This is a genomic window from Psychrobacter sp. AOP7-C1-14 (genome assembly GCF_052376135.1).
In the GTDB taxonomy this organism is placed as follows: Bacteria; Pseudomonadota; Gammaproteobacteria; order Pseudomonadales; family Moraxellaceae; genus Psychrobacter.
In genome coordinates this window covers 67,171-86,779 of the sequence record NZ_JBQSVH010000013.1, presented here as the reverse complement: position 1 = coordinate 86,779, position 19,609 = coordinate 67,171, and the positions used below count along the sequence as shown (strand labels likewise).

19 protein-coding genes are annotated in these 19,609 nt (G+C 42.1%); 4 read left to right on the top strand and 15 right to left on the bottom strand.

The annotated features are described in order from the left end of the window. Nucleotides 1-398: 398 nt before the first annotated feature. The 4 genes from ACT3QN_RS09780 to ACT3QN_RS09765 all read right to left on the bottom strand — a co-directional run bounded on the left by ACT3QN_RS09780 (nt 399) and on the right by ACT3QN_RS09765 (nt 5,975). Nucleotides 399-2,957: a YadA-like family protein gene (locus tag ACT3QN_RS09780; protein WP_444529197.1), complete on the bottom strand. Its 2,559-nt coding sequence runs from the start codon at nt 2,955-2,957 to the stop codon at nt 399-401. Nucleotides 2,958-2,991: 34 nt separating this feature from the next. Beyond that, nucleotides 2,992-3,672: an ESPR-type extended signal peptide-containing protein gene (locus ACT3QN_RS09775; RefSeq protein WP_444522786.1), complete on the bottom strand. Its 681-nt coding sequence runs from the start codon at nt 3,670-3,672 to the stop codon at nt 2,992-2,994. A gap of 486 nt (nt 3,673-4,158) precedes the next feature. After that, nucleotides 4,159-5,073: a CDP-diacylglycerol--serine O-phosphatidyltransferase gene (pssA, locus tag ACT3QN_RS09770; protein WP_444522787.1), complete on the bottom strand. Its 915-nt coding sequence runs from the start codon at nt 5,071-5,073 to the stop codon at nt 4,159-4,161. 26 nt (nt 5,074-5,099) lie between these two features. Continuing rightward, a complete protein-coding gene (locus ACT3QN_RS09765; RefSeq protein WP_444522788.1) occupies nt 5,100-5,975 on the bottom strand; it encodes a 23S rRNA (adenine(2030)-N(6))-methyltransferase RlmJ in 876 nt (291 codons plus the stop codon). Between the two features lie 141 nt (nt 5,976-6,116). Here ACT3QN_RS09765 and ACT3QN_RS09760 point away from each other — a divergent pair, with 141 nt between their 5' ends. Next, complete coding sequence (locus ACT3QN_RS09760; protein WP_444522789.1) at nt 6,117-6,872, top strand: 2OG-Fe(II) oxygenase; 756 nt, start codon at nt 6,117-6,119, stop codon at nt 6,870-6,872. Nucleotides 6,873-6,934: 62 nt separating this feature from the next. Beyond that, on the top strand, nt 6,935-8,152 hold the full coding sequence (gene dapE / locus ACT3QN_RS09755; RefSeq protein ID WP_444522790.1) for a succinyl-diaminopimelate desuccinylase: 1,218 nt from the start codon (nt 6,935-6,937) through the stop codon (nt 8,150-8,152). 87 nt (nt 8,153-8,239) lie between these two features. Here dapE and ACT3QN_RS09750 read toward each other — a convergent pair whose 3' ends face one another. From ACT3QN_RS09750 to ACT3QN_RS09725, 6 genes are all read right to left on the bottom strand, one after another. Further along, nucleotides 8,240-8,746, bottom strand: a complete 507-nt coding sequence (locus ACT3QN_RS09750; RefSeq protein WP_444522791.1) for a GyrI-like domain-containing protein — start codon at nt 8,744-8,746, stop codon at nt 8,240-8,242. A gap of 64 nt (nt 8,747-8,810) precedes the next feature. Then, nucleotides 8,811-9,020: a Fe-S cluster assembly protein IscX gene (gene iscX / locus ACT3QN_RS09745; protein WP_444522792.1), complete on the bottom strand. Its 210-nt coding sequence runs from the start codon at nt 9,018-9,020 to the stop codon at nt 8,811-8,813. A 177-nt stretch (nt 9,021-9,197) separates the two neighbouring features. Beyond that, a complete protein-coding gene (locus ACT3QN_RS09740; RefSeq protein ID WP_444522793.1) occupies nt 9,198-9,734 on the bottom strand; it encodes an acyl-CoA thioesterase in 537 nt (178 codons plus the stop codon). Between the two features lie 279 nt (nt 9,735-10,013). Further along, the gene (locus tag ACT3QN_RS09735) at nt 10,014-11,414 is read right to left on the bottom strand and encodes an NAD(P)(+) transhydrogenase (Re/Si-specific) subunit beta (RefSeq protein ID WP_444521745.1); all 1,401 of its coding nucleotides are present in this window, start codon (nt 11,412-11,414) and stop codon (nt 10,014-10,016) included. Then, nucleotides 11,411-11,791 carry a proton-translocating transhydrogenase family protein gene (locus ACT3QN_RS09730; RefSeq protein WP_444522794.1) on the bottom strand — a complete coding sequence of 127 codons (381 nt, stop codon included), beginning with the start codon at nt 11,789-11,791 and terminating at the stop codon, nt 11,411-11,413. Before ACT3QN_RS09730 ends, ACT3QN_RS09735 begins: the two co-directional genes overlap by 4 nt. Nucleotides 11,792-11,863: 72 nt before the next feature. Next, a complete protein-coding gene (locus ACT3QN_RS09725) occupies nt 11,864-13,015 on the bottom strand; it encodes a Re/Si-specific NAD(P)(+) transhydrogenase subunit alpha (RefSeq protein ID WP_444522795.1) in 1,152 nt (383 codons plus the stop codon). A 505-nt stretch (nt 13,016-13,520) separates the two neighbouring features. Between ACT3QN_RS09725 and yaaA the strand changes: the two genes are divergently transcribed. After that, on the top strand, nt 13,521-14,333 hold the full coding sequence (gene yaaA / locus ACT3QN_RS09720) for a peroxide stress protein YaaA (RefSeq protein WP_444522796.1): 813 nt from the start codon (nt 13,521-13,523) through the stop codon (nt 14,331-14,333). A 108-nt stretch (nt 14,334-14,441) separates the two neighbouring features. Here the strand turns inward: yaaA and ACT3QN_RS09715 are convergent, their stop codons facing one another. The 3 genes from ACT3QN_RS09715 to ACT3QN_RS09705 all read right to left on the bottom strand — a co-directional run bounded on the left by ACT3QN_RS09715 (nt 14,442) and on the right by ACT3QN_RS09705 (nt 17,250). Continuing rightward, a complete protein-coding gene (locus tag ACT3QN_RS09715) occupies nt 14,442-15,032 on the bottom strand; it encodes a glutathione S-transferase family protein (RefSeq protein ID WP_444522797.1) in 591 nt (196 codons plus the stop codon). 103 nt (nt 15,033-15,135) lie between these two features. Continuing rightward, nucleotides 15,136-16,314 carry an aromatic amino acid transaminase gene (locus ACT3QN_RS09710; RefSeq protein ID WP_444522798.1) on the bottom strand — a complete coding sequence of 393 codons (1,179 nt, stop codon included), beginning with the start codon at nt 16,312-16,314 and terminating at the stop codon, nt 15,136-15,138. Nucleotides 16,315-16,332: 18 nt separating this feature from the next. Further along, nucleotides 16,333-17,250, bottom strand: a complete 918-nt coding sequence (locus ACT3QN_RS09705; RefSeq protein WP_444522799.1) for a DMT family transporter — start codon at nt 17,248-17,250, stop codon at nt 16,333-16,335. 147 nt (nt 17,251-17,397) lie between these two features. On the opposite strand from ACT3QN_RS09705, the gene ACT3QN_RS09700 reads away from it, so the two are divergent. Beyond that, nucleotides 17,398-17,853: an Lrp/AsnC family transcriptional regulator gene (locus ACT3QN_RS09700; RefSeq protein WP_444522800.1), complete on the top strand. Its 456-nt coding sequence runs from the start codon at nt 17,398-17,400 to the stop codon at nt 17,851-17,853. A 308-nt stretch (nt 17,854-18,161) separates the two neighbouring features. Here ACT3QN_RS09700 and ACT3QN_RS09695 read toward each other — a convergent pair whose 3' ends face one another. Together ACT3QN_RS09695 and ACT3QN_RS09690 are read right to left on the bottom strand one after the other, a co-directional pair. Further along, nucleotides 18,162-18,722, bottom strand: coding sequence for a hypothetical protein (locus ACT3QN_RS09695; RefSeq protein ID WP_444522801.1), 561 nt, complete (start codon nt 18,720-18,722; stop codon nt 18,162-18,164). Nucleotides 18,723-18,924: 202 nt separating this feature from the next. Then, nucleotides 18,925-19,311 (bottom strand): hypothetical protein, encoded by a 387-nt coding sequence (locus ACT3QN_RS09690; protein WP_444522802.1) that lies wholly within the window; start codon nt 19,309-19,311, stop codon nt 18,925-18,927. Nucleotides 19,312-19,609 lie beyond the last annotated feature (298 nt).

The following is a 19,609-nucleotide window of genomic DNA, read 5'->3' as shown; positions in this document are numbered from 1 at the left end:
TAATTTTGTTTCAACAAGTTAACCAGGTTAGTTATATGTAATCTACATATAAGTTGTCCTGTCCGTCTTGATGAGGGCGTATTATAGACCCTTTAATTATTTAGTCAAGAAGTATTTTTTATTTAATTCAAATAATTTATATCATTCAAACTAACCATCTACTTCCCTTTCGACTGGGTGGCATTATACGGACTTTTAGATAGAAAACAAGAATAGTTTTTAAAAATATATTAACTTCATAAACGGAATTGATTGAGCCTACTATTAAAGACAATAGTAGGCTCAAGTACAAGTACTTCCTTATTTCTTAGATCTATATATTAGTCAAAAGTATAGCTTACACCAACATTGCCTCCATTTTGGCTGCCACTACCACCAAAAGCGCTACTGACAGAAAACTATCCGTCGGAGGTTGTGTAACCGACACCAAACGCGTATCCTGTCTCACCTTCCCATGTACCACCGCCCAGACCAACACTGACTTTACCTGGCGTGTTGGGATAACGTAGAGCACCGAAAGCAAGCGCACCCGCTACTGCTGAGTGAGTCTCACCTTCTAAATCGTTTATTCTTCTATCTGTATAACCAAAGGCTTCAGCACGATTTTGGTTAAGCTGAGAAACGTTAACTGCATCATTTGAATTGATACCAGCGGCAACATTTGTAATTCGGCGTTGGTTGTTTGCATTGCCTACCGATACGGTGTTGTCTGCTGTTGATTGTGAGTTTGCTCCTAATGCTACCGCATTGCTATGAGTCGTACTGCTGTTAGCACCGATAGCTACTGCATTAGCTGCTTGGATGTTCACCGACTCACCGATAGCAACAGAGTTTGAGGCATTAGTCTCGTTAGCAAAGGTTGGTGTACTATCATTACCAACTGTTGCCGCTGTAGCACCAACTGTTGCATTACTACCTAGCACTACTGAATTACTAGTAGTATCACCAACAATATTGTCGTTGCCAACTGCATAATTAGCGCTGCCACCGATAGTATTCGGGTCTCCAAACGCACCTGAGCGTTCACCTGAAACGATGTTGCCATTACCCACGCTGGTAGATTGATCACCAGTCACCGTATTGTTAGTGCCTATAGCGATGCTGTCCTTACCTTTAGATTGAGCATTAACCCCAATTGCTATTGCACCGTCAGCAGTAGCGCCAGTACCACTGTAATTACCTGCATTCTCACTTTCGCTAGAGCCATTAACGCTAAAGAAGCGAGCTTGGCTGTCTTCAATTTTACTTTCTAATTCAATTTTTGCTTCTTCGCTAATACCTGAGTCGCCTTTAGCACCATTGACACCATCCTGGCCTGCTGGCCCTTGTTCACCCTGAGGACCTTGCTCGCCATCTTGACCATTGATGCCGTCAGATCCTGCTGGACCTTGCGGACCGATTGGACCCTGTAAACCATCAACACCATCTTTACCGTTAGTGCCATCAGCACCATTCAAACCATCAACACCGTTTTGACCTGTCGTGCCTGGTTCACCCTGAGGACCTTGCGCGCCATCTTGACCATTGATACCGTCAGATCCTGCTAGACCTTGCGGACCAATTGCTCCTGTATCACCTTGTTCGCCTTTAGGTCCAGGTGTTAGTTCAATCGTATTTATCTGTGTTTGCAAATCTGTCAACTTGCCATCAACTGCAGCAAATGCATCACCCACGTTACTATAGTTAGCATTGCTTATTTTATATGTGGGTACTTGGAATACGCCTGTATTACTGAACTGTGCATCCCCACCTAAAGCGGCTGCTACATCACCGAAATAAGAAACACCTGTTGTTTCTAATCTTTTTAACTGAGCAATGTTCACTGCATCAGTATCCGCTGTCCCTGCGGCTACCCCTGTGATTTGACGAGTCTGCCAGTTGGCAGAATCAGCATCGCTAGTGTCACCAACACTGACTGCGGCTAAGGTCGATTGCCATGTGGCATCGGTTCTAGCATCAGCACCAAATCCCTGTACGCCTGCATCTACTGTTGTCGTGCTCTGACTGCCTAAAGCGATACTGTTACGAATGTTCGAAGTTGCGCCTGTACCCATAGATAAGCTGTCACGACCACTCGCCACTGACGTATTACCGATAGCGGTTGCTCGGATACCGCTCGCGGTTGCGCTATTACCTAGAGCTTCATAGTCACTGTCCGCAAACTCAAAGATCTGACCACCATTACCATCATCTTTAAAACGTCGACCATCGTCACCAGTTTGAACAGGGGTAACAGCCGCAGTAAAGTCCGCTTGTTCAATAGCCCCCTCGACAGCAACCACTACAAACTCAACGCCACTACCGATGGCAGTAGATCCGCTAGCCGTCGCTCTACTAAAACCACCTAGTGCGGAGCTAACGTTACCTGAAGCTTCATTACCGACACCTACTGATGAGCTAGCAATTCCTAAAGTATTGTTACCGACCCCTATTGATGAGCTAGCGAAGCCTGAAGCCGTGTTATAGCTACCTATTGCTAAACTAGCTTCAGCTTGGGCAGCGTTATAACTTCCCATAGCAGTACTATTCTGAGCTGATGCTTCGTTATAAGCGCCGATCGCTGAGCTATCATCTCCTGAAACAGTATTATCGTAACCCAGTGCTGAACTACGTTCGCCACTTGCTTCATTGGTATGACCAACCGCAGCGCTTGCAACACCTGATGCGATGTTAGTAAAACCCAATGCTGAGCTATTATTACCTGAGGTAGTATTTCTATAACCGACTGCTGTGCCTGCAACACCTGAAGTTGTATTTGAATAGCCTGTAGCAATGCTATATGCCCCAGTCTCTGCTATTGTATTGTTTCGTCCAAACGTCGAGCTTTCTATACCATTTGATCTATTATTCGACCCTACTGCTGAACTATCATTGCTTGATGCAGTATTACCATACCCCACTGCTGAGCTACGTTCTCCCGAAGCGGTATTATTAGAACCTAGCGCTGAACTACGCAACTTAGAAGCTACGTTTAGACTACCGACTGCAGTACTACGAGTTGTCGCTACCTATTGCCAAACTACGAACTCCGGAAGCTGTATTTTCGTTACCTATTGCAGAGCTAGCTCCACCAATTGCTTTATTACTATAGCCTACGGCCGTACCAACATAGCCTTCAACCTGATTAAGGCGACCTGCCGCCAATCCAAAACCTTCTGTTATTCTATTTTCGTTACCAAAGGCTGAGCTTCTAAAACCCTCGACGTAATTTTCTGAACCTATAGCTGAACTAGCATTCCCTAATGCGCTATTGTAAGAACCTATCGCTGAACTACCTTCACCAGAAGAGATATTTATAGTACCTACAGCTGAGCTATAAATATTTGAAGCTGTGTTGTCATAACCTATTGCAGTACTACGGAAGCCTAATGCATCGTTTGAAAAACCACAGGCTATAGATTCCGATGATGGGGAGATACTCCCTCCTGTTATAGACCCATCTGTCCAACATACATCTGCCTGAGCGTTTATCGCTGTCAACCCTAGCGCTGAGCCAATTGCAATAGCAATGGTATGGCGACGTAACGATGCGCTTGGCTTGCTAGCTGACACATTACCAACTTGATCTGATGTTGTGTTGCTAGACTTTCCACCCGACTTGCTGATTTCACTAACGGCTGTATAGCAACCTGTAGAACGATTAAAAACAACGCGGTAAACATGATTTAACATGAGAGTATCCTAAATGTATTTAGTATTGCTAGTAAGATGTTTGACTATATTGTCGTACAAAAAAATTTGTTTTTTGTTGTAGCAAATGAGTAGAGGAAGAATTATTTTTCTAAAATTACATGAAACCATTTTTAAGCTGTTACCTAGAAATCTCGACTTTTTAGGACAAGGACAAACCTCCATAATTTGAATAAATAATAAATGTATATATTTGGTATTCGTTATGTTTTTAATGTAACAAAAGTATTCGTAATTTGTAAAGAATAAATATTATATTACGGATAAACGGTAAATAAGATATAAACCACTAATATGAGATCAAAATATATTCATGCATAGCCTGTAAGGCTATACTCATGAATAATATTTACCTGCACGAAATAAAAGCCATAAAAAAACCGCTTATTTTTTAATAAGCGGTTTTTTTATGGCTTTATCTTAGCTTTCTAACTGTTATTTAGAATACAGCAGAGTGTTTCACTCATATTAACGCCAGGCTTTAGCTTTCAATGTCGTGAATATGCCCGACAACGCATAAATAATACCAATAGCTAGAATACCAACAGGAATGTCATAAAGCACGATGCTCATGACTAACACCCCTATGATAAGTACCACAAAAGGTACTTTCTTTTTGTCAAACTCTTTGAAGCTATAGTATTTGACATTGCTGACCATTAATAGACCGCAAGTCACAACCCAAGCTGCAAACAATAGCATGACAGCTGTATCGTATTGACCAATCCATTCGTTATGATCGACTGCAACCATGACAGCAGATGTCACCAATATAGCAGCAAGTGGACTGGCTAAACCAACAAAGTACTTTTTATCAACGATGCCAACCTGAACGTTAAAACGTGCAAGACGAAATGCGGCACAAGCAGTAAAGACAAATGCACAGCCAATACCGATACGACCCAACGGCTCTAATGCAAAACTATAAATCAAAATAGCAGGTGCAACACCAAACGCTAGCATATCTGCTAAGGAATCATATTGCTCACCGAATGGACTTTGCGCATTGAGCATCCGCGCGACACGACCATCTGCGCCGTCAAGAATACCAGATAAAAAGATAGCCAAAGCTGCTTTATAGAACTCGCCTTGGGTACTCGCTAAAATCGAGTAAAAACCTGACAGTAGTGATAAGGTTGTAATCAAATTAGGTGCTAAATAGACACCGCGACTAACTACCCGTTTACCTTCAGCTACTTCAGCTTCAATCACCTCAAATGTCAAACCATCGTAACTATCGTTATCCGCTAGGCGAATATTAAACTCATGCTCATCAACAAACGGAGGCTGAGTTGCTGCATTGTCCTGCAACGAGCCATCGTTTAAAGATTCGTTGTTCAAAGGCGCATTATTCGGTTGGCCGATAGGTGGCTGAGTCGTCATCTTAATATCCTTGTTGGCCGTTATTGCTATTCGCCGACGAGCCAGCGTACGTTGGTCGCACTATCAGGCGTCAAGTCTGGTGCATCATCAACTTTTAGTATTGGCTGCAAGAAACGTAATATCTCACGCGCATGGTTATCGAACTGCCATGGCGGATTGATAATTAACATACCAGTACCGTTCAGACCTACTGCAATATCGTTAGGATAGATGTTTAACTCACAAACTAACTGACGTCTCATCTCAGTACGTTTCAGCTTTTTATAAAACAGCTCAACGGCTTCGATGTTTTTGATAGGGAACCAAAGCGCATAAGTACCTTGTGGCCATTTGTTGTAAGACGCCACTAGCAAATCAATAAGACGCGTAAAGTCTTTGTGCTCTTGCTCAAAAGGAGGATCTAACAGAATCAGACCACGCTTTTCTTTTGGCGGAATAACAGCGGTAATACCTTCAAAGGCATCACGATGATGAATACCGATTGGTAATTTGTGTAGCTGATAGTTCAAAGCATCATATTCGCTAGCTTTTGCTTCAAAAGCTTCACCGCGAACGCCAGCATCTGGATTCTTTTCGATATGATGAGCAATCCACCAAGGCGAACCAGGATAGACCTTATTGTCATAAGTGAATTTGGCTTGCTTGATGCCTTCCATATAGTCTTTGATAGCAGCTGGAGCCTTTTCGGTATCTGCTTTTAGAATAGCTTGAATACCACCTTTGGCCTCACCTGTTTTGCGCGATTCTTCACTGCTTAGTGAATACAGTCCACGGCCGCCATAAGCGTCAAGCACATAAAAAGGTTTGTTTTTTTGCCCCAATTGATTGAGCAGTTGTACCAATAAAATGTGTTTGACCACATCAGCAAAGTTACCAGCGTGGTAGGCGTGTTTATAGTTCATAATCTCAAAAGTTTAAATAAGAAAAATTGCATCTATGGTAGCATAGGCAGAGTAAAAGATAATGTGGTTTTAGTAAGTGCTTTCAATAAAAGCGCATTGAATGACGGTATATTGACAGCTGACTGAGAATAATGAGATAAAATGACGCAGATTATTAGCAACCTTAACAAAACAGCGTTGGTCGTTGATCATCCAATAGGTCAGGATAATCCACCACTACTATTGCCAGACGCTGACGATGTTAATCAAAAAGCGCCTACTCAGCATGTATTACAGATGTCTGACTTTGCGGTGAACTGGGAAGATAAGCTGACAGATAAACGGCTCGATACCTTTGTCACTGACGGTTGGCTCATCATTGATGATGTATTCAATAATACGGCGTTGTTAGCACTACAAGCAGAGAGTGGTTTTATTGACTATCGTGATGCAGCGCTAACCGCTGGTGTTCGCATCAGTGATATTCGCGGTGATAGAATACGCTGGATTACTGAAAACTTCTTTGCTGGTTATTTTTATCTACAAAGCATCAATACTTTGGCCTCACTATTCAATCTTAGTTTGTTCGCTGGTATTCGCCATAGTGAAGCACATTATGCGTGCTATCCGACTGGGTTTGGTTATCAGTGGCACAGTGACAATCCTGCTGGACGTGATGAGCGTGTTATCTCAGCAGTTTTTTATCTTAATGATGACTGGGAAGCAACTGATGGCGGTGCGCTAGAGGTCGTTGATAAGCATGGTACTCATCATGAGGTTATGCCAGTTGCCAATAGACTGATTATTTTTGACAGCGACTTACGTCATCAAGTACAAACTGCACATCGCCAACGCTACTCTATCGCCACCTGGATGCGCCGTGATGGTCTTGTACCCTTTGTCGAAATAGCCATTTAGCATTTATCCTCTACTATTCATTTATATTTACCATTTTAATTTATTATACAAAAGGCTTATTCATGTCTGACTCTCATAACCAATCAAGCGCATCTCAACAGACAACTCATCAGCAAGAAACCTTAGATTTAAGTATTGCACTGTTGGAGCGCCCTTCAGTGACACCAGACGATGATGGTTGCCAAGATATCTTGTCAGAGCGCTTAGGTAACGCAGGGTTTGACTGTGAGTTTATGTATTTTGGTGATAGAGATCAAAGTGGTGAACATGCCGAAGTAAAGAACTTGTGGGCACGTCGCGGTACCACTGGTCCTGTCATTTGTTTTGCTGGTCATACTGATGTCGTACCAACAGGGGACGAAAAAAACTGGACCTACCCTCCTTTCAAACCAACCATCGCTGACGGGTATTTATGGGCGCGCGGTGCCGCCGATATGAAAACGGGCATTGCCGCTTTTACTATCGCAGCCGAACGTTTCGTCGCCAACCATCCTGAACACAATGGTTCTATTGCCTTTTTGATCACCTCAGATGAAGAAGGCCCATCAATAAATGGTACGGTCAAAGTAATTGAGACTTTAGAAGCGCGTCAAGAAAAAATCACCTATTGTCTCGTTGGCGAACCATCGAGTACCGATACGTTAGGTGATATCATTAAAAATGGTCGCCGTGGCTCACTCGGTGCTGAGCTTACCGTGACTGGAAAACAAGGTCATGTTGCTTACCCGCATCTGGCCTCTAATCCGATTCATGCAGCGATGTCTGCCCTTGCTGAATTGACTTCTACCGCATGGGACAATGGTAATGACTACTTCCCAGCCACGTCGTTGCAAATATCAAATATTAACGGTGGCACGGGCGCAACCAACGTCATTCCTGAAACCTTAAACGTTGTCTTTAACTTCCGTTTTTCGACAGAGACCACTGAAGAGGAATTAAAAGCAAAAACGCATGCTATTTTTGATAAGCACTTTGCCAGTAGCAAAGCGAGCTACGATATTCATTGGAAATTATCTGGTCAGCCGTTTTTGACTCCTGAAGGAAAACTGGTTTCGGCATGTCAAAACGCCATCAAAACAGTGACCGATATCGATACAACGCTATCAACTTCTGGTGGTACTTCCGATGGACGCTTCATCGCGCCAACTGGTGCACAAGTGGTCGAACTGGGTGTACGTAATGCGACGATTCACCAAGTAGATGAAAAAGTAGAAGTCGATGATTTAGGAAAGCTTGCGCAGGTTTACGAAGGCATTTTAGAGAACTTACTCTTAGATTAATCATCATTGATAAAATTAAGAAAGCGCCAAGTCTACTATCAGACTTGGCGCTTTTTATTGCTTTAATAGATTTATTTCATACTGGTTTTATTCTATACCAATATAAACATCAACTTGACCGTACTCTAGATTACCATCGATATAATGCTCAAAATCTACCTTAAAAGTGCGGGTATGCTCACAGTCTGCGGCATTAAAATACTCCCAAGCACTTTCCCATGCATTCATCACAGTGTTTGGCATGTGTCCTTCTTGAGAAAATACCAAATACTTTCCTGCAGGAATTTCAACCGTTACTAGGTTAGTGGCATTAGCTACGCTCTCGCTACCTGACTGAGCATCTTGTTGCTCGCTAACTTTTTTCCAACTGGCTACAACGTCAAACGCCCCTGCTAGATCATCACTTTCGTAGTTGTGATAGACACCATAAATGTCTTCACCTTCAGGGAGTTCACTCGCATAATTTTGGTAAAATTTTTGCCATAATCTGCCGAGCTTGGCAGTGTCATGGCTGATTTCAGCGTTGTTGGTAGTACGAACGCTGATACCGCTACAAGCTATCGCTTCTGGTAGCTCTTTAATTTGTGATGTCATGATGCGGCCTTTTCTATCTGTTTATTTATTTTCTATCTATGTTAATACTGGCAGACCTAAGCAATTAATCTGCTTCATCAATCCAATTCATTTGAATGGCTTCTAAAATACCTTCGTTTGAGCGTTGTGGGTCATCATCAAAGCCTTCAAGCTCGGTGACCCAGCGATGCAAATCAGTAAAGCGGACATACTGTGGATCTGTCTCAGGGAATTTCTCATAAAGCTCAATCGCGATGTCTAAGCTGTCTGTCCATTTTAATTTTTGTGGTGTCATAACGGTACCTTATTTTTAGTAGTGTTGGGAATCGTCACTTTAAAAACGATGCTATCGTTTTAGAGGCTATCGTCCTAATACTGACGACTTATGGGCTCTATCCTACCAAAATTCAGCAAACGATTATAGCCAAGTTGTTTTACGATGCTGCTTTTCCATACTGTTTTGCGATGTCGTTTAGGCTGATTTAGCCGATTTTACAGCGACTTGATGCTCATTCCATGTGTTAATGGTGTCTGTTAACTGTTCGCCCATCATGTCTAATACTTCTGGTGTACGCATACCTTTATTATCTGTAAAGACAAACTTGGTCATACCAACGCCCATCAACTGATTTTTTACAAAAAATCGATGCTCAAAATAGACATACTTATGATCCCATCCTGCGACCGCACTACTCAGTGTCATTCTATCCAAAAATTTAATTTGCTTAAGATAGATCATCTCCTGCATGGCAATCACCCAATTCAGCGGCTTGATGCCTTTCTGGTGGCAGCACGCCTTTACCCAGCGTGTCACGTTTAGCTCAATAAATGATAAATAACGATAATTGGGCAAGTGATCGCGAAATCCCATATCATGTGGCAAAATTCGATAATGGCGGACGGTCGGTGCAGTTAATGTCTCTAGACTGATAGTCTCACTCGTCGATTGATGCTTGAGCTGTTGTTTAAGTAAGCTGACCATAATAAAAAAACGCAGTAGCATGTTCATAAATCTTTCTCTTATTTCATCGTATTTATAATTGGTGGTGGTCTATCGTTGATAGCAGTTCAAATTGTCTAACAAGCTAATCAGATGCAAATCGTATACTAAGTATATAAGGCACTGTTAATATTGTACTCATTAAAAACTGAACGTAACTGAAAACAATCTCAGTCTATAGTCGGTTCATAAGTGCCGCCCACTTTAACGCAAAAAAGCCACCTCAGTGACTTTCTTTATTTAAAAACTTATCTGTAAACAATAATAACTAAAAACATAGCTTAGAGATTAATGACCGCCGCCATTGATAGTACGTACCATCTCTTCGACCATTTTCTTGGCATCACCAAATATCATCATTGTTTTGTCCATGTAGAACAAGCTGTTATCCAGACCTGCATAACCAGTACTCATTGAACGCTTGATGACCATGACCGTCTGGGCTTTGCTGACTTCTAGAATCGGCATACCAAAGATTGGTGAGGTAGGATCATCTTTCGCAGATGGATTCACAACATCGTTTGCACCAATAACCAAGACCACATCTGTACTCGCAAAGTCTGAGTTAATCTCGTCCATTTCTAAAATATCATCGTAAGGTACATCCGCTTCAGCCAGTAGGACGTTCATGTGCCCTGGCATACGGCCCGCAACTGGGTGAATGGCAAAACGAACGTTAACACCTTCTTCTTTTAATAGCTCATACAACTCTTTTACTGCATTCTGTGCGCGGCCTTGTGCCATTCCATAACCTGGTACGATAACCACGTTACTGGCATTAGACATGAGAAACCCTGCATCTTCTGCTGAGCCTGCTTTGTAGTTCTTTGGCGCACCATCATCTCCGCCTGCTGCCACGGCTGACGTACCCATGCCACCAAACAAGACGTTAAGTAGTGAGCGGTTCATGGCTTTACACATGATATAAGACAAAATCGCACCTGATGAACCGACCAGCGAACCTGCGATAATCAGCATCGAGTTGCCAAGGGTGAAACCAATACCTGCTGCTGCCCAACCTGAGAAAGAGTTCAATAGTGATACCACTACTGGCATATCACCGCCACCGATTGGCGCAATCCACATCCAACCAAAGATAACCGCAATCACTGCCATCGCATAAAATGCTGGTAATGAATCAGTAACGAAATACACACCGCCAAAACCAATCATCGCAATGAATAATAGCGCTTGCACAGGTTTTACCCAGCCGCCGACCAGTGTTTTAGCCCAGCTTTTCGCTGCCAGTTTACCAAAGGCAAAGACTGAAGCTGAGAAAGTAATCGCACCGATGAAACAACCGATAAATAGCTCTACACGAGCAACGGCACCATGCTGCTGTTCAGTGTGCAATACCGTCGCCAGTGCAATCGCAACCGCTGCCAAACCGACAAATGAATGCATCAAAGCAACCGTTTCTGGCATCTGAGTCATCGCGACTGTTTTCGCTTTCCACATGCCAACAAGCGCACCCAAAATCATCGCACCGATGATTAACCAAAGCACAGGGCCTTCTGCTAGAAAGAAAGTGGTCACAACAGCAATTGCCATTGCTGCCATACCAAAGCGGTTACCACGAATCGCTGTCTTTGGGCTAGATAAACCACGTAACGTTAAGACAAAAAGAATAGCGCCGACTAGATAGAACCAATCTGCATTTGCCGCAATCATTGTTGATAAATCATTCATGCGTCACCTCCAACATCAGTGGTTGCTACTGGTGTTTTTTTCACTTTCGGTTTAAACATTGCAAGCATGCGCTCAGTCACGGCAAAACCACCAAAAATATTAATACTGGCCAAAAATACCGCAAAGGCACCAAGCAGACTGGTCGGCGTAAACATTGAGCCATCAATATTGACGGTCTGTAGCATCGCACCCACGATGACGATACTTGACAAAGCATTGGTTACTGCCATCAATGGCGTGTGCAATGCAGGCGTAACGCCCCAAACGACGTAATATCCAACAAAAACAGCGAGCACAAATACAGTGAAAATCGCTACAAATGGTGTGCTACTCATGGCTGCACCGGCTGGTGCTGCAGCTAAAATAGTGGCAATCATCTAATCCTCCTAAAAATTTATTCATTACTGGCAAATGTGTAGTGACAAAGTATGTGGTAGTAAATAGTTAAACTAGCGTTTGGCTAGTCGTACCTGACTATCATGTGTCACTGCCAGTGCGTCCTGAATTTCGTCTTCCATGTCTAAGTTAAGTGCCAAGTTAGCTGAAGCGTCATCGCCAGCAGGTGCAATCAATGTCGTGATAAAGTTAACCAAGTTGTTTGCATACAAGTCTGAAGACTGTGCTGCGAGCTGTGACGGAATATTGGCAGCACCGACGATACGTACACCATTATCTGTGGTGATGGTTTCGTTCGGCACACTGCCTTCGACGTTACCACCTGTACCTGCAGCCATATCAATCAATACAGATCCTGCTTTCATTTTGGCAAGCGTTGCGCCATGTACCAGGCGCGGGGCATTACGACCAGGAATTTGCGCTGTAGTAATCACGATGTCAGCGTTGCTGAGCGCTTTATCTACGACAGCTGCTTGGTCTTTGACATATTGCTCTGATGGCGTCCACGCATAACCGCCGGTAGACTTGGCTGTTTCAGCCTCTTCTGCACTCATCGGCACATCAAGCCATTTACCACCAAGTGATTCCACTTGCTCGCGAGCAGTCGGACGTAAGTCACTGGCTTCTACCACTGCACCCAAACGCTTCGCTGTCGCAATCGCCTGCAAACCGGCAACACCAACGCCCAAGATAACGACCTTGGCTGGTTTGACTGTCCCTGCTGAGGTCATAAACATTGGGAAAGGACGCGAATACTCATTGGCCGCCAGCAATACGGCTTTATAACCAGCAAGGTTGGCTTGTGATGACAGTACATCCATATTCTGTGCGCGTGACAGAGTACGAGGCAATAATTCCATCGCAAATACAGTCGCGCCTTTGGCCGCATAAGTGTCAAGCTGAGTGTTGCGATACGGGTCGAGCATGCCAATGACGATCTGACCAGACGACAAGCTTTGGGCGGCTTCAGCTGGTAGGTCATTGACGGTGGTAATAATCTTAGACTGGCTAATCACCTCGGTGCGACTACTGGCAATGTCGGCACCCGCAGCCTGATACAACGCATCAGCATAATATGCTGCCTGACCTGCACCTGACTGAACGACGACTTCAAACCCAAGTTTGCGCAACTTTTTGACTGCGTCTGGGGTTATGGCTACACGGCTCTCGCTCGTGATATCTGCACTGATTACACCGATTTTCATACCGTCTCCTTACTTACGTCCAATGACTATATTTACGTTTCACGACTACCTTTAATACCCTCAACGCACATCTAAAAAGCACAGGGGACAAAACCCTTTGATCATGACTAATCCATGACAGCGACCAAAGGTTATCAATTTAATAAATGATAGATAGTTTTCCATCATGCCTTTTTATTATAGAGATATCATTCATCAAGTTTCATTGTCTAATGATGACGCGCAAGTAAAAGAAAAATTTATTGATTTGTGTCATATCTCAGTCTTTATTGTTATATTGAGAATTTTTATTTTTCAGAAATACGCAGCATTTTGTACAATCTACTCTATCGATATTTGCTATAACTCTTTAAATTTATACACATTCTAAGCATGATATAAAAAACCTAAAACAGTGATGAGTCAGTCAATTTTCTCCTATAACTACCGTATAATAGAGACGATAAACACTTTGATATCTCCATTGTTAATTTGGACTATTGACTCATTACAATAAGGAATAGCCATGTATTTTTTACTCTCCCCTGCCAAGTCTCTGAACGAAACAGACGCCATACCAGTAAACTTAGGCAACTACTATAGTCAACCCGAGCTGATCGAACGCTCACAAGAACTGATGAAAATACTAAAATCAAAAGAGCCAGTTGACCTACAAGAGCTAATGAGCATATCTGATGATTTGGCTCAGCTTAATGCCACACGCAATCAACAATGGCGTTGGAGCAAAGAGCAACCGTTCACTAATGAGGCTTCCGATAATGCCGCCAAGCCTGCAGGTTACCTGTTCGATGGTGATGTCTATACTGGGCTCGATATGTATGATATGGACAAAGATACCGCTACTTATGTCAATGAGCATTTGGGAATTCTGTCAGGACTGTATGGTGTGCTTAAACCGTTAGATTTGATTCAGCCGTATCGCTTAGAGATGGGTACCAAGCTGAAAAACGAGCGTGGTGACAACCTTTATGAATTTTGGGGTGAGGAAATAACTGACGTTATCAATACACGAATAAATGATAGCGATGACAAGGTATTGGTGAATCTGGCCTCAAACGAGTACTTTAAAGCGGTAAAGAAAAAAGCGTTGAATGCTGACATTATCACCCCACGATTTGAAGACGAAAAAAATGGGCAATATAAAGTGATTAGCTTTTATGCCAAAAAAGCACGTGGTTTAATGGTCAAGTATGCCGCTGATAATAAGTTGACTCGTGCTGAGCAGCTAAAGCAATTTGATTTGGCGGGATACTATTATTGTGAAGACGCTTCTGATGATAAGACTTGGACATTTAGACGTGATGCGGTGAATCAGTAACTTGATGTAGAAATATATTTACTATAGTCGCTAGAAGTCACTCAAAGCTTGGTACTCAGTGCTTCTAGCCCATTCATCACCTATCTTTTGATCGAACATATGAACAGATTATAACAATCCTTCTTGTACCATCATTTTCTGTACTGAGGCGCGGTTTAGCATGGCTTGATAGTGTGCATTTAGGTGTGTCCAGCCTTGTGCTCGACTTGCATATCGCCGACTCCAATGAGCAACCATAAATAAATGAAAATCAGCCCCACTTAATGTATCACCCAACAACCATGGACCATTATTAGCTAACTCCTTTTCAATAACATTCCAGCAGTGAGTTAGCGTGTCATTTGCCTTATCCTGTACTTGCTGAAAATTGTGCTCGTCATTAATGTACTGCTCAGGATGTGCCCAGCGACTAGCGGCTTCTTGTAGTGTAGAAGACATCCAAAATAAATACTGGTAATAGACACCGCGCCTAGCCGATCCTGTGTCAGGTGCTAGCCCAGACTCAGGATGCTGATCTAACATATACGCCAAAATTGCCGCAGACTCATAAATAATCTGCCCCTGATGCACTAGCGTAGGTACCTTACCATTGGGATTGATGGCTAAATACTCAGCTGATTTTTGCATGTTTTTAGACAGGTCTATTTCTATCATTTCATAAGACGTGCCCAATTCTTCAAAGACAGCATGGGTAGCCATGTTAGCGCCACCTTTATCCTAATATAAAGTATAAATAGTTGTGTCCTTCTTACTGTTGCGACTGATGGTTAAAACCATTTCACTGAGCCATAAAAGTTATTCTCTAACGTAAAACAATCGACATGATAGCATCAGCCAATTGAGAGATTTCCGTCATTTTCAAACCGGCAATATTGATTCTGCCATTTGGCATACCGTAAATCGCAAACTCATCTTGCAATATGAGCATCTGATTTTCGGTTAGTGGTAATAGAGAAAACATACCTTTTTGGTGCGAGATGTTCAAAAACTCTGCAGGTGCACCTCTATCCTTTAAAGCTGCGCCCAATGCTTGGCGAATGGTATCTACCCTATCACGGTAGCTTGCCAGCTCGACTAGCCAAGCGTCTGGGTTGTCTAGCAAATAAGACGCAACTGCGGCACCGTGATTGGGCGGCATGGAATAATTGGCGCGTGTAATGGTTTCTAAGAGTGTCTGTATATCTGCGTGTCGCTCATGGTTCGTCGTGACCACCGTGGCAATACCCGTCCGCTCGTTGTACAGTCCCATATTCTTTGAACAGCTGGCGGCGATAAATGCAAGCTCAGCATCTTCGATCATTAAACGGAGCCCTGCAGCATCGCTATCAGGATCATCTCCAAAACCTTGGTATGCCATATCAATAAACGGAACGATATTTTTTTGTTTACACTTATCAGAGAACAGTTGCCACTGCTCTAAAGAAGGATCTATACCGGTAGGGTTGTGGCAGCACGCATGTAATAACAGCACATCTCCCTCTTTAGCTTTTTCCAGCGCGGCAAAGCACGCATCAATATCTAATTGACCATTTTTATTTTGCCACGGATACGTATCAACCGTTAACCCAGCACCTTCCATCAGCGGACGATGATTGATATAACCAGGGTTACTGATCCAAACAGTTGAATCTGGAGAGAGCGTGGCGACTAAGTCAGCGATGAGTCGTAACGCACCTGATGCCCCAACCGTTTGAATCGTGCATAGGTTCTTTAGACTGGGACTCTCACCCAGTACAAATTTTGCCATTTGTTGATTAAAATTAGCGTTACCCGATAGCATGCCATAAGCCTTTGAATGAGCTTCATGAGCAAGATGTATTTCTGCGTCTTGCACTGTTTTCATCACGGGTGTATTGCCATACTCGTCTCGATAAACACCAACCAATAAATCTATTTTGTGTTTACGCTGGTCAGCGCGAAACCTACCTAACAATGCCCACAGTGGATCACCATTAATAACAGGCATATTGTTTAGCATCATGATACTTCCTTAATTAATTTATTTTGCTCGATTAGACCAGGTGACGCCAATGGTACTGAGTATGATACCGCATATCATGATAACTGATAGAGACTCATTGAGTATCAGCGCAGCGAGTATGGCAGTTAGTCCTGGGGACAAAGAGCCAAGTAATAAGGTACGAATGGAGCCTAGTTGTTTGACAGCATAAGAAAATGCAATGGTTGATACCACCCCTACACCAAGGCCTTGTACTAGGATAAATGGAAGCGCGTCATCAAAAGATACAGACCCTATATTCGTCTCTACCATACCAGACAGAACCATCACTAATGTCAGAAAAAAAGAGGTATAAGAAAGCACGATAGCGATGGTTATTGGACTCAACTTGGTGCTTTTTAATCCCAAGGTATAACCCGCCCAAATCAGGCTTGCCATCAACAATAACCCCACACCATACAGAAGGCTATTGGGTACTGCCTGTGCACGTCCGCCAATCATAGTAGCGATACCAAAAAGAATAAGGACTAATGCGGCAAATTTCCTTAATGATATTCGCTGACGATAAAAAATAAAGGACAATAATGCGGCAAAGAAGACTGGTGTCCCTGTCAAAATAGTGCCAACGTAAGCTGCTGGCACCGTACTGGCACCAAAAGCAGCCAATAAAAGAAAAGGCACGCCACCAAGTAAAATAAACATGATATCTGGCAGTCTTATGCTTTTGATTTCATTCACACTAGAGAGTATCCAAGGAGTCAATAAGACTAGCGGTACACTAAAGCGAATGAGCATGACATCCGCAATACTTAACGACGACGCCCCAACCGCTCGGACAGTCAACGCAAATCCTGACCAAATTAATAATACGACGCTCATAGCCACATAGCCTTTGGTTAGTGGCGACATAATAAACAAAGGATTTTTGCGTGATGAGGGATGGAATATCGTATTCATAGTCGTGTCTTATGCTGGTATACAAAGACCAATTATCGATTAAAATACGCGCTTTTATCTCTATTTATTCATTGCAATTTTGCAATTATTTGGTGGATAATGCTAATTAAACAAAAATTATTGGCTTAAAAAGCCAAAAGGTAAATTATGGACAAAATTGATCGCCATATCTTGGAAGTACTCCAGAGAGAAGCGCGCTTATCTACGGCGGAACTGTCCGAACGCATAGGACTGTCACCATCTCCTTGCGCACGACGCCTAAAACGTCTAGAGGACGAAGGTTATATAGAGAACTATCAAGCGAACATAAATAAAGCCAAAGCGGGCATTACGATGAGTTTTTTTGTGGAGGTCAGTCTCAACAATCACCAAGAAGACTCTATTGCAGCTTTCGAACAAGCCTTGTCCAATATGGACGAGGTCATTAATGGACATGTGGTATCGGGTTCTTATGACTATTTATTAGAAGTGGTAAGCCCCAATCTCGATGGTTATGAGCGGTTCACACGTAAGCTAAATAAGCTTGCTAGCGTAAAAGACATACACACGCATTTATCAGTGAGAAAGGTAATCAATAAGACAACTTTACCTATTTTTGTGTGAGGTTCTTTTATATTGATTAGGAAGACAGTATCTTGCTCGATCATTCGTGAGTAGCAAGACCATAGTGAGTTCATTCAAATTTGACAGAATATTGCTATTATAAAAAAGTGTATGATGATAAGACTTATGTTTAGAAAGAATACGATGGATCAGTAGATTTAATCTATTGCTTAGGATATATGCTAAGAAAAGTAGTTAAGGTTAAATTTATTGAGTACTATTTGCTAACGCTATAGACCATATAGCGTTAGCATGCTTAATCTCTCTATTTTATATGGTCTATGAATACTAATTTGCTGAATGATTATTTAAAATGTAGGACATTTAATACGACCTTTGCCTGGTCGTTGACTTGGAAAACAACGCCTTACTCCGTTTATAGAGGCACAGATTTTCAAAGTTAATATTTCAGAGTTGATATCTGTGTAGTCTATATACATCTTACTGCCTGTAGCTTTCATTAATAGAGAGTTTGCTTCTTCTTTGTCTTGGGTTCCTATAGCTTGTGTTAAATTGAATGAAAACTTACTATTAGACTCCATTCTCTTTATTAACGCTATGAACTCCTCAGGCGTTTTTTCATCTACTTCTTTTTTGAGTTGATTAATAATATCTTTTGATGCTTTTTGAATCTTGGCATTTCTAGACCCTTCTGTAGCCCAACCAACCTGTCTAGATGAATCCACTGTCTTTTTATAAATTCGTCTTTCGCTCAAACTATTAGTTCTATTGTCAGATGGCATCTGCATATCTACGGATTGACTAGCTTGAACTTTCACCATATCTTTCTGAACAACAGGATCCGCTGAACTACTAGCAGAAGCTAACACTAAGGCTGATGCTACCATTGCAATCGATAAAATCTTCATTGTGAATTCCTTTTGAGTTAATTTATTACTTCTGAACCAAAACGCCATCAGCGAATATATTCGCTCTATCAACTATATCCTAATAGATTATTAATTGAAAATTTAAATTGATGTTAATAATACTAAAAAACCCTGCTAAAATTAGCAGGGTTTTTTAGTATTACTGATCGAAAGCTCATAGATACGATATGTTAGAGTAGAATTAACTACTACTCTCTTGAGTCGTGTCAGCACATCCCTTTCTATTGTATTGCGTTGAAACAGCTTCATACTTACCTTTCAAAAGAGCGTAGTTAGACTGTAGTGCACCGTCTCCTCCCTCTAAAAAGAAAAGTGCAGGCCAAAACAGCACCAATCCAACGCCCATCTGCCATGCATCAGCTGAGGCTTCTTTATCTACTTGGCCAGTAATAGTGGCCACTCTCTGCGATATATCTCTCATTTCATTTTCGAGAGCAGTACAACTAAGACTGGCATATTCGTTTGGCGACACGTAAGTTATAGGAATCTTCGTAGACTTACTAGCGCAGCCACTCATAATTAAAGCTGTAACCATTACTACTAAAATGGCAGGTGAGTTAATGTTCAATAAATACTCCTTTTCTTAAATATATTGAATGTAAACACGTAAAGTAAAAAATAGTTTAGTTTTAAGAGTGTGCATTATATACAAATAGAAATATTTATGTAACATTTATTGATTTGCTGTATAAAATTTCGATATAAAGATAAAAGTAGCTAATTTGAAATTTATTTGATAAGTCATGAAAATATTGAACTCCAACAAGTTAGCATATCGATTTCGATATCATCTAAAGATAAAGCTTTCCAATAAACAAAACACAAAAAAGCCCTGCTACCTTTCGATAGCAGAGCTTTTGGCAGTT

What these genes read in the sequence shown, in the direction of transcription:
- ACT3QN_RS09775 (WP_444522786.1), bottom strand. Translation starts at nt 3,672, where the DNA reads ATGTTAAATCATGTTTACCGCGTTGTTTTTAATCGTTCTACAGGTTGC.
- pssA (WP_444522787.1), bottom strand. Translation starts at nt 5,073, where the DNA reads ATGACGACTCAGCCACCTATCGGCCAACCGAATAATGCGCCTTTGAAC.
- ACT3QN_RS09765 (WP_444522788.1), bottom strand. Translation starts at nt 5,975, where the DNA reads ATGAACTATAAACACGCCTACCACGCTGGTAACTTTGCTGATGTGGTC.
- ACT3QN_RS09760 (WP_444522789.1), top strand. Translation starts at nt 6,117, where the DNA reads ATGACGCAGATTATTAGCAACCTTAACAAAACAGCGTTGGTCGTTGAT.
- dapE (WP_444522790.1), top strand. Translation starts at nt 6,935, where the DNA reads ATGTCTGACTCTCATAACCAATCAAGCGCATCTCAACAGACAACTCAT.
- ACT3QN_RS09750 (WP_444522791.1), bottom strand. Translation starts at nt 8,746, where the DNA reads ATGACATCACAAATTAAAGAGCTACCAGAAGCGATAGCTTGTAGCGGT.
- iscX (WP_444522792.1), bottom strand. Translation starts at nt 9,020, where the DNA reads ATGACACCACAAAAATTAAAATGGACAGACAGCTTAGACATCGCGATT.
- ACT3QN_RS09740 (WP_444522793.1), bottom strand. Translation starts at nt 9,734, where the DNA reads ATGAACATGCTACTGCGTTTTTTTATTATGGTCAGCTTACTTAAACAA.
- ACT3QN_RS09735 (WP_444521745.1), bottom strand. Translation starts at nt 11,414, where the DNA reads ATGAATGATTTATCAACAATGATTGCGGCAAATGCAGATTGGTTCTAT.
- ACT3QN_RS09730 (WP_444522794.1), bottom strand. Translation starts at nt 11,791, where the DNA reads ATGATTGCCACTATTTTAGCTGCAGCACCAGCCGGTGCAGCCATGAGT.
- ACT3QN_RS09725 (WP_444522795.1), bottom strand. Translation starts at nt 13,015, where the DNA reads ATGAAAATCGGTGTAATCAGTGCAGATATCACGAGCGAGAGCCGTGTA.
- yaaA (WP_444522796.1), top strand. Translation starts at nt 13,521, where the DNA reads ATGTATTTTTTACTCTCCCCTGCCAAGTCTCTGAACGAAACAGACGCC.
- ACT3QN_RS09715 (WP_444522797.1), bottom strand. Translation starts at nt 15,032, where the DNA reads ATGGCTACCCATGCTGTCTTTGAAGAATTGGGCACGTCTTATGAAATG.
- ACT3QN_RS09710 (WP_444522798.1), bottom strand. Translation starts at nt 16,314, where the DNA reads ATGATGCTAAACAATATGCCTGTTATTAATGGTGATCCACTGTGGGCA.
- ACT3QN_RS09705 (WP_444522799.1), bottom strand. Translation starts at nt 17,250, where the DNA reads ATGAATACGATATTCCATCCCTCATCACGCAAAAATCCTTTGTTTATT.
- ACT3QN_RS09700 (WP_444522800.1), top strand. Translation starts at nt 17,398, where the DNA reads ATGGACAAAATTGATCGCCATATCTTGGAAGTACTCCAGAGAGAAGCG.
- ACT3QN_RS09695 (WP_444522801.1), bottom strand. Translation starts at nt 18,722, where the DNA reads ATGAAGATTTTATCGATTGCAATGGTAGCATCAGCCTTAGTGTTAGCT.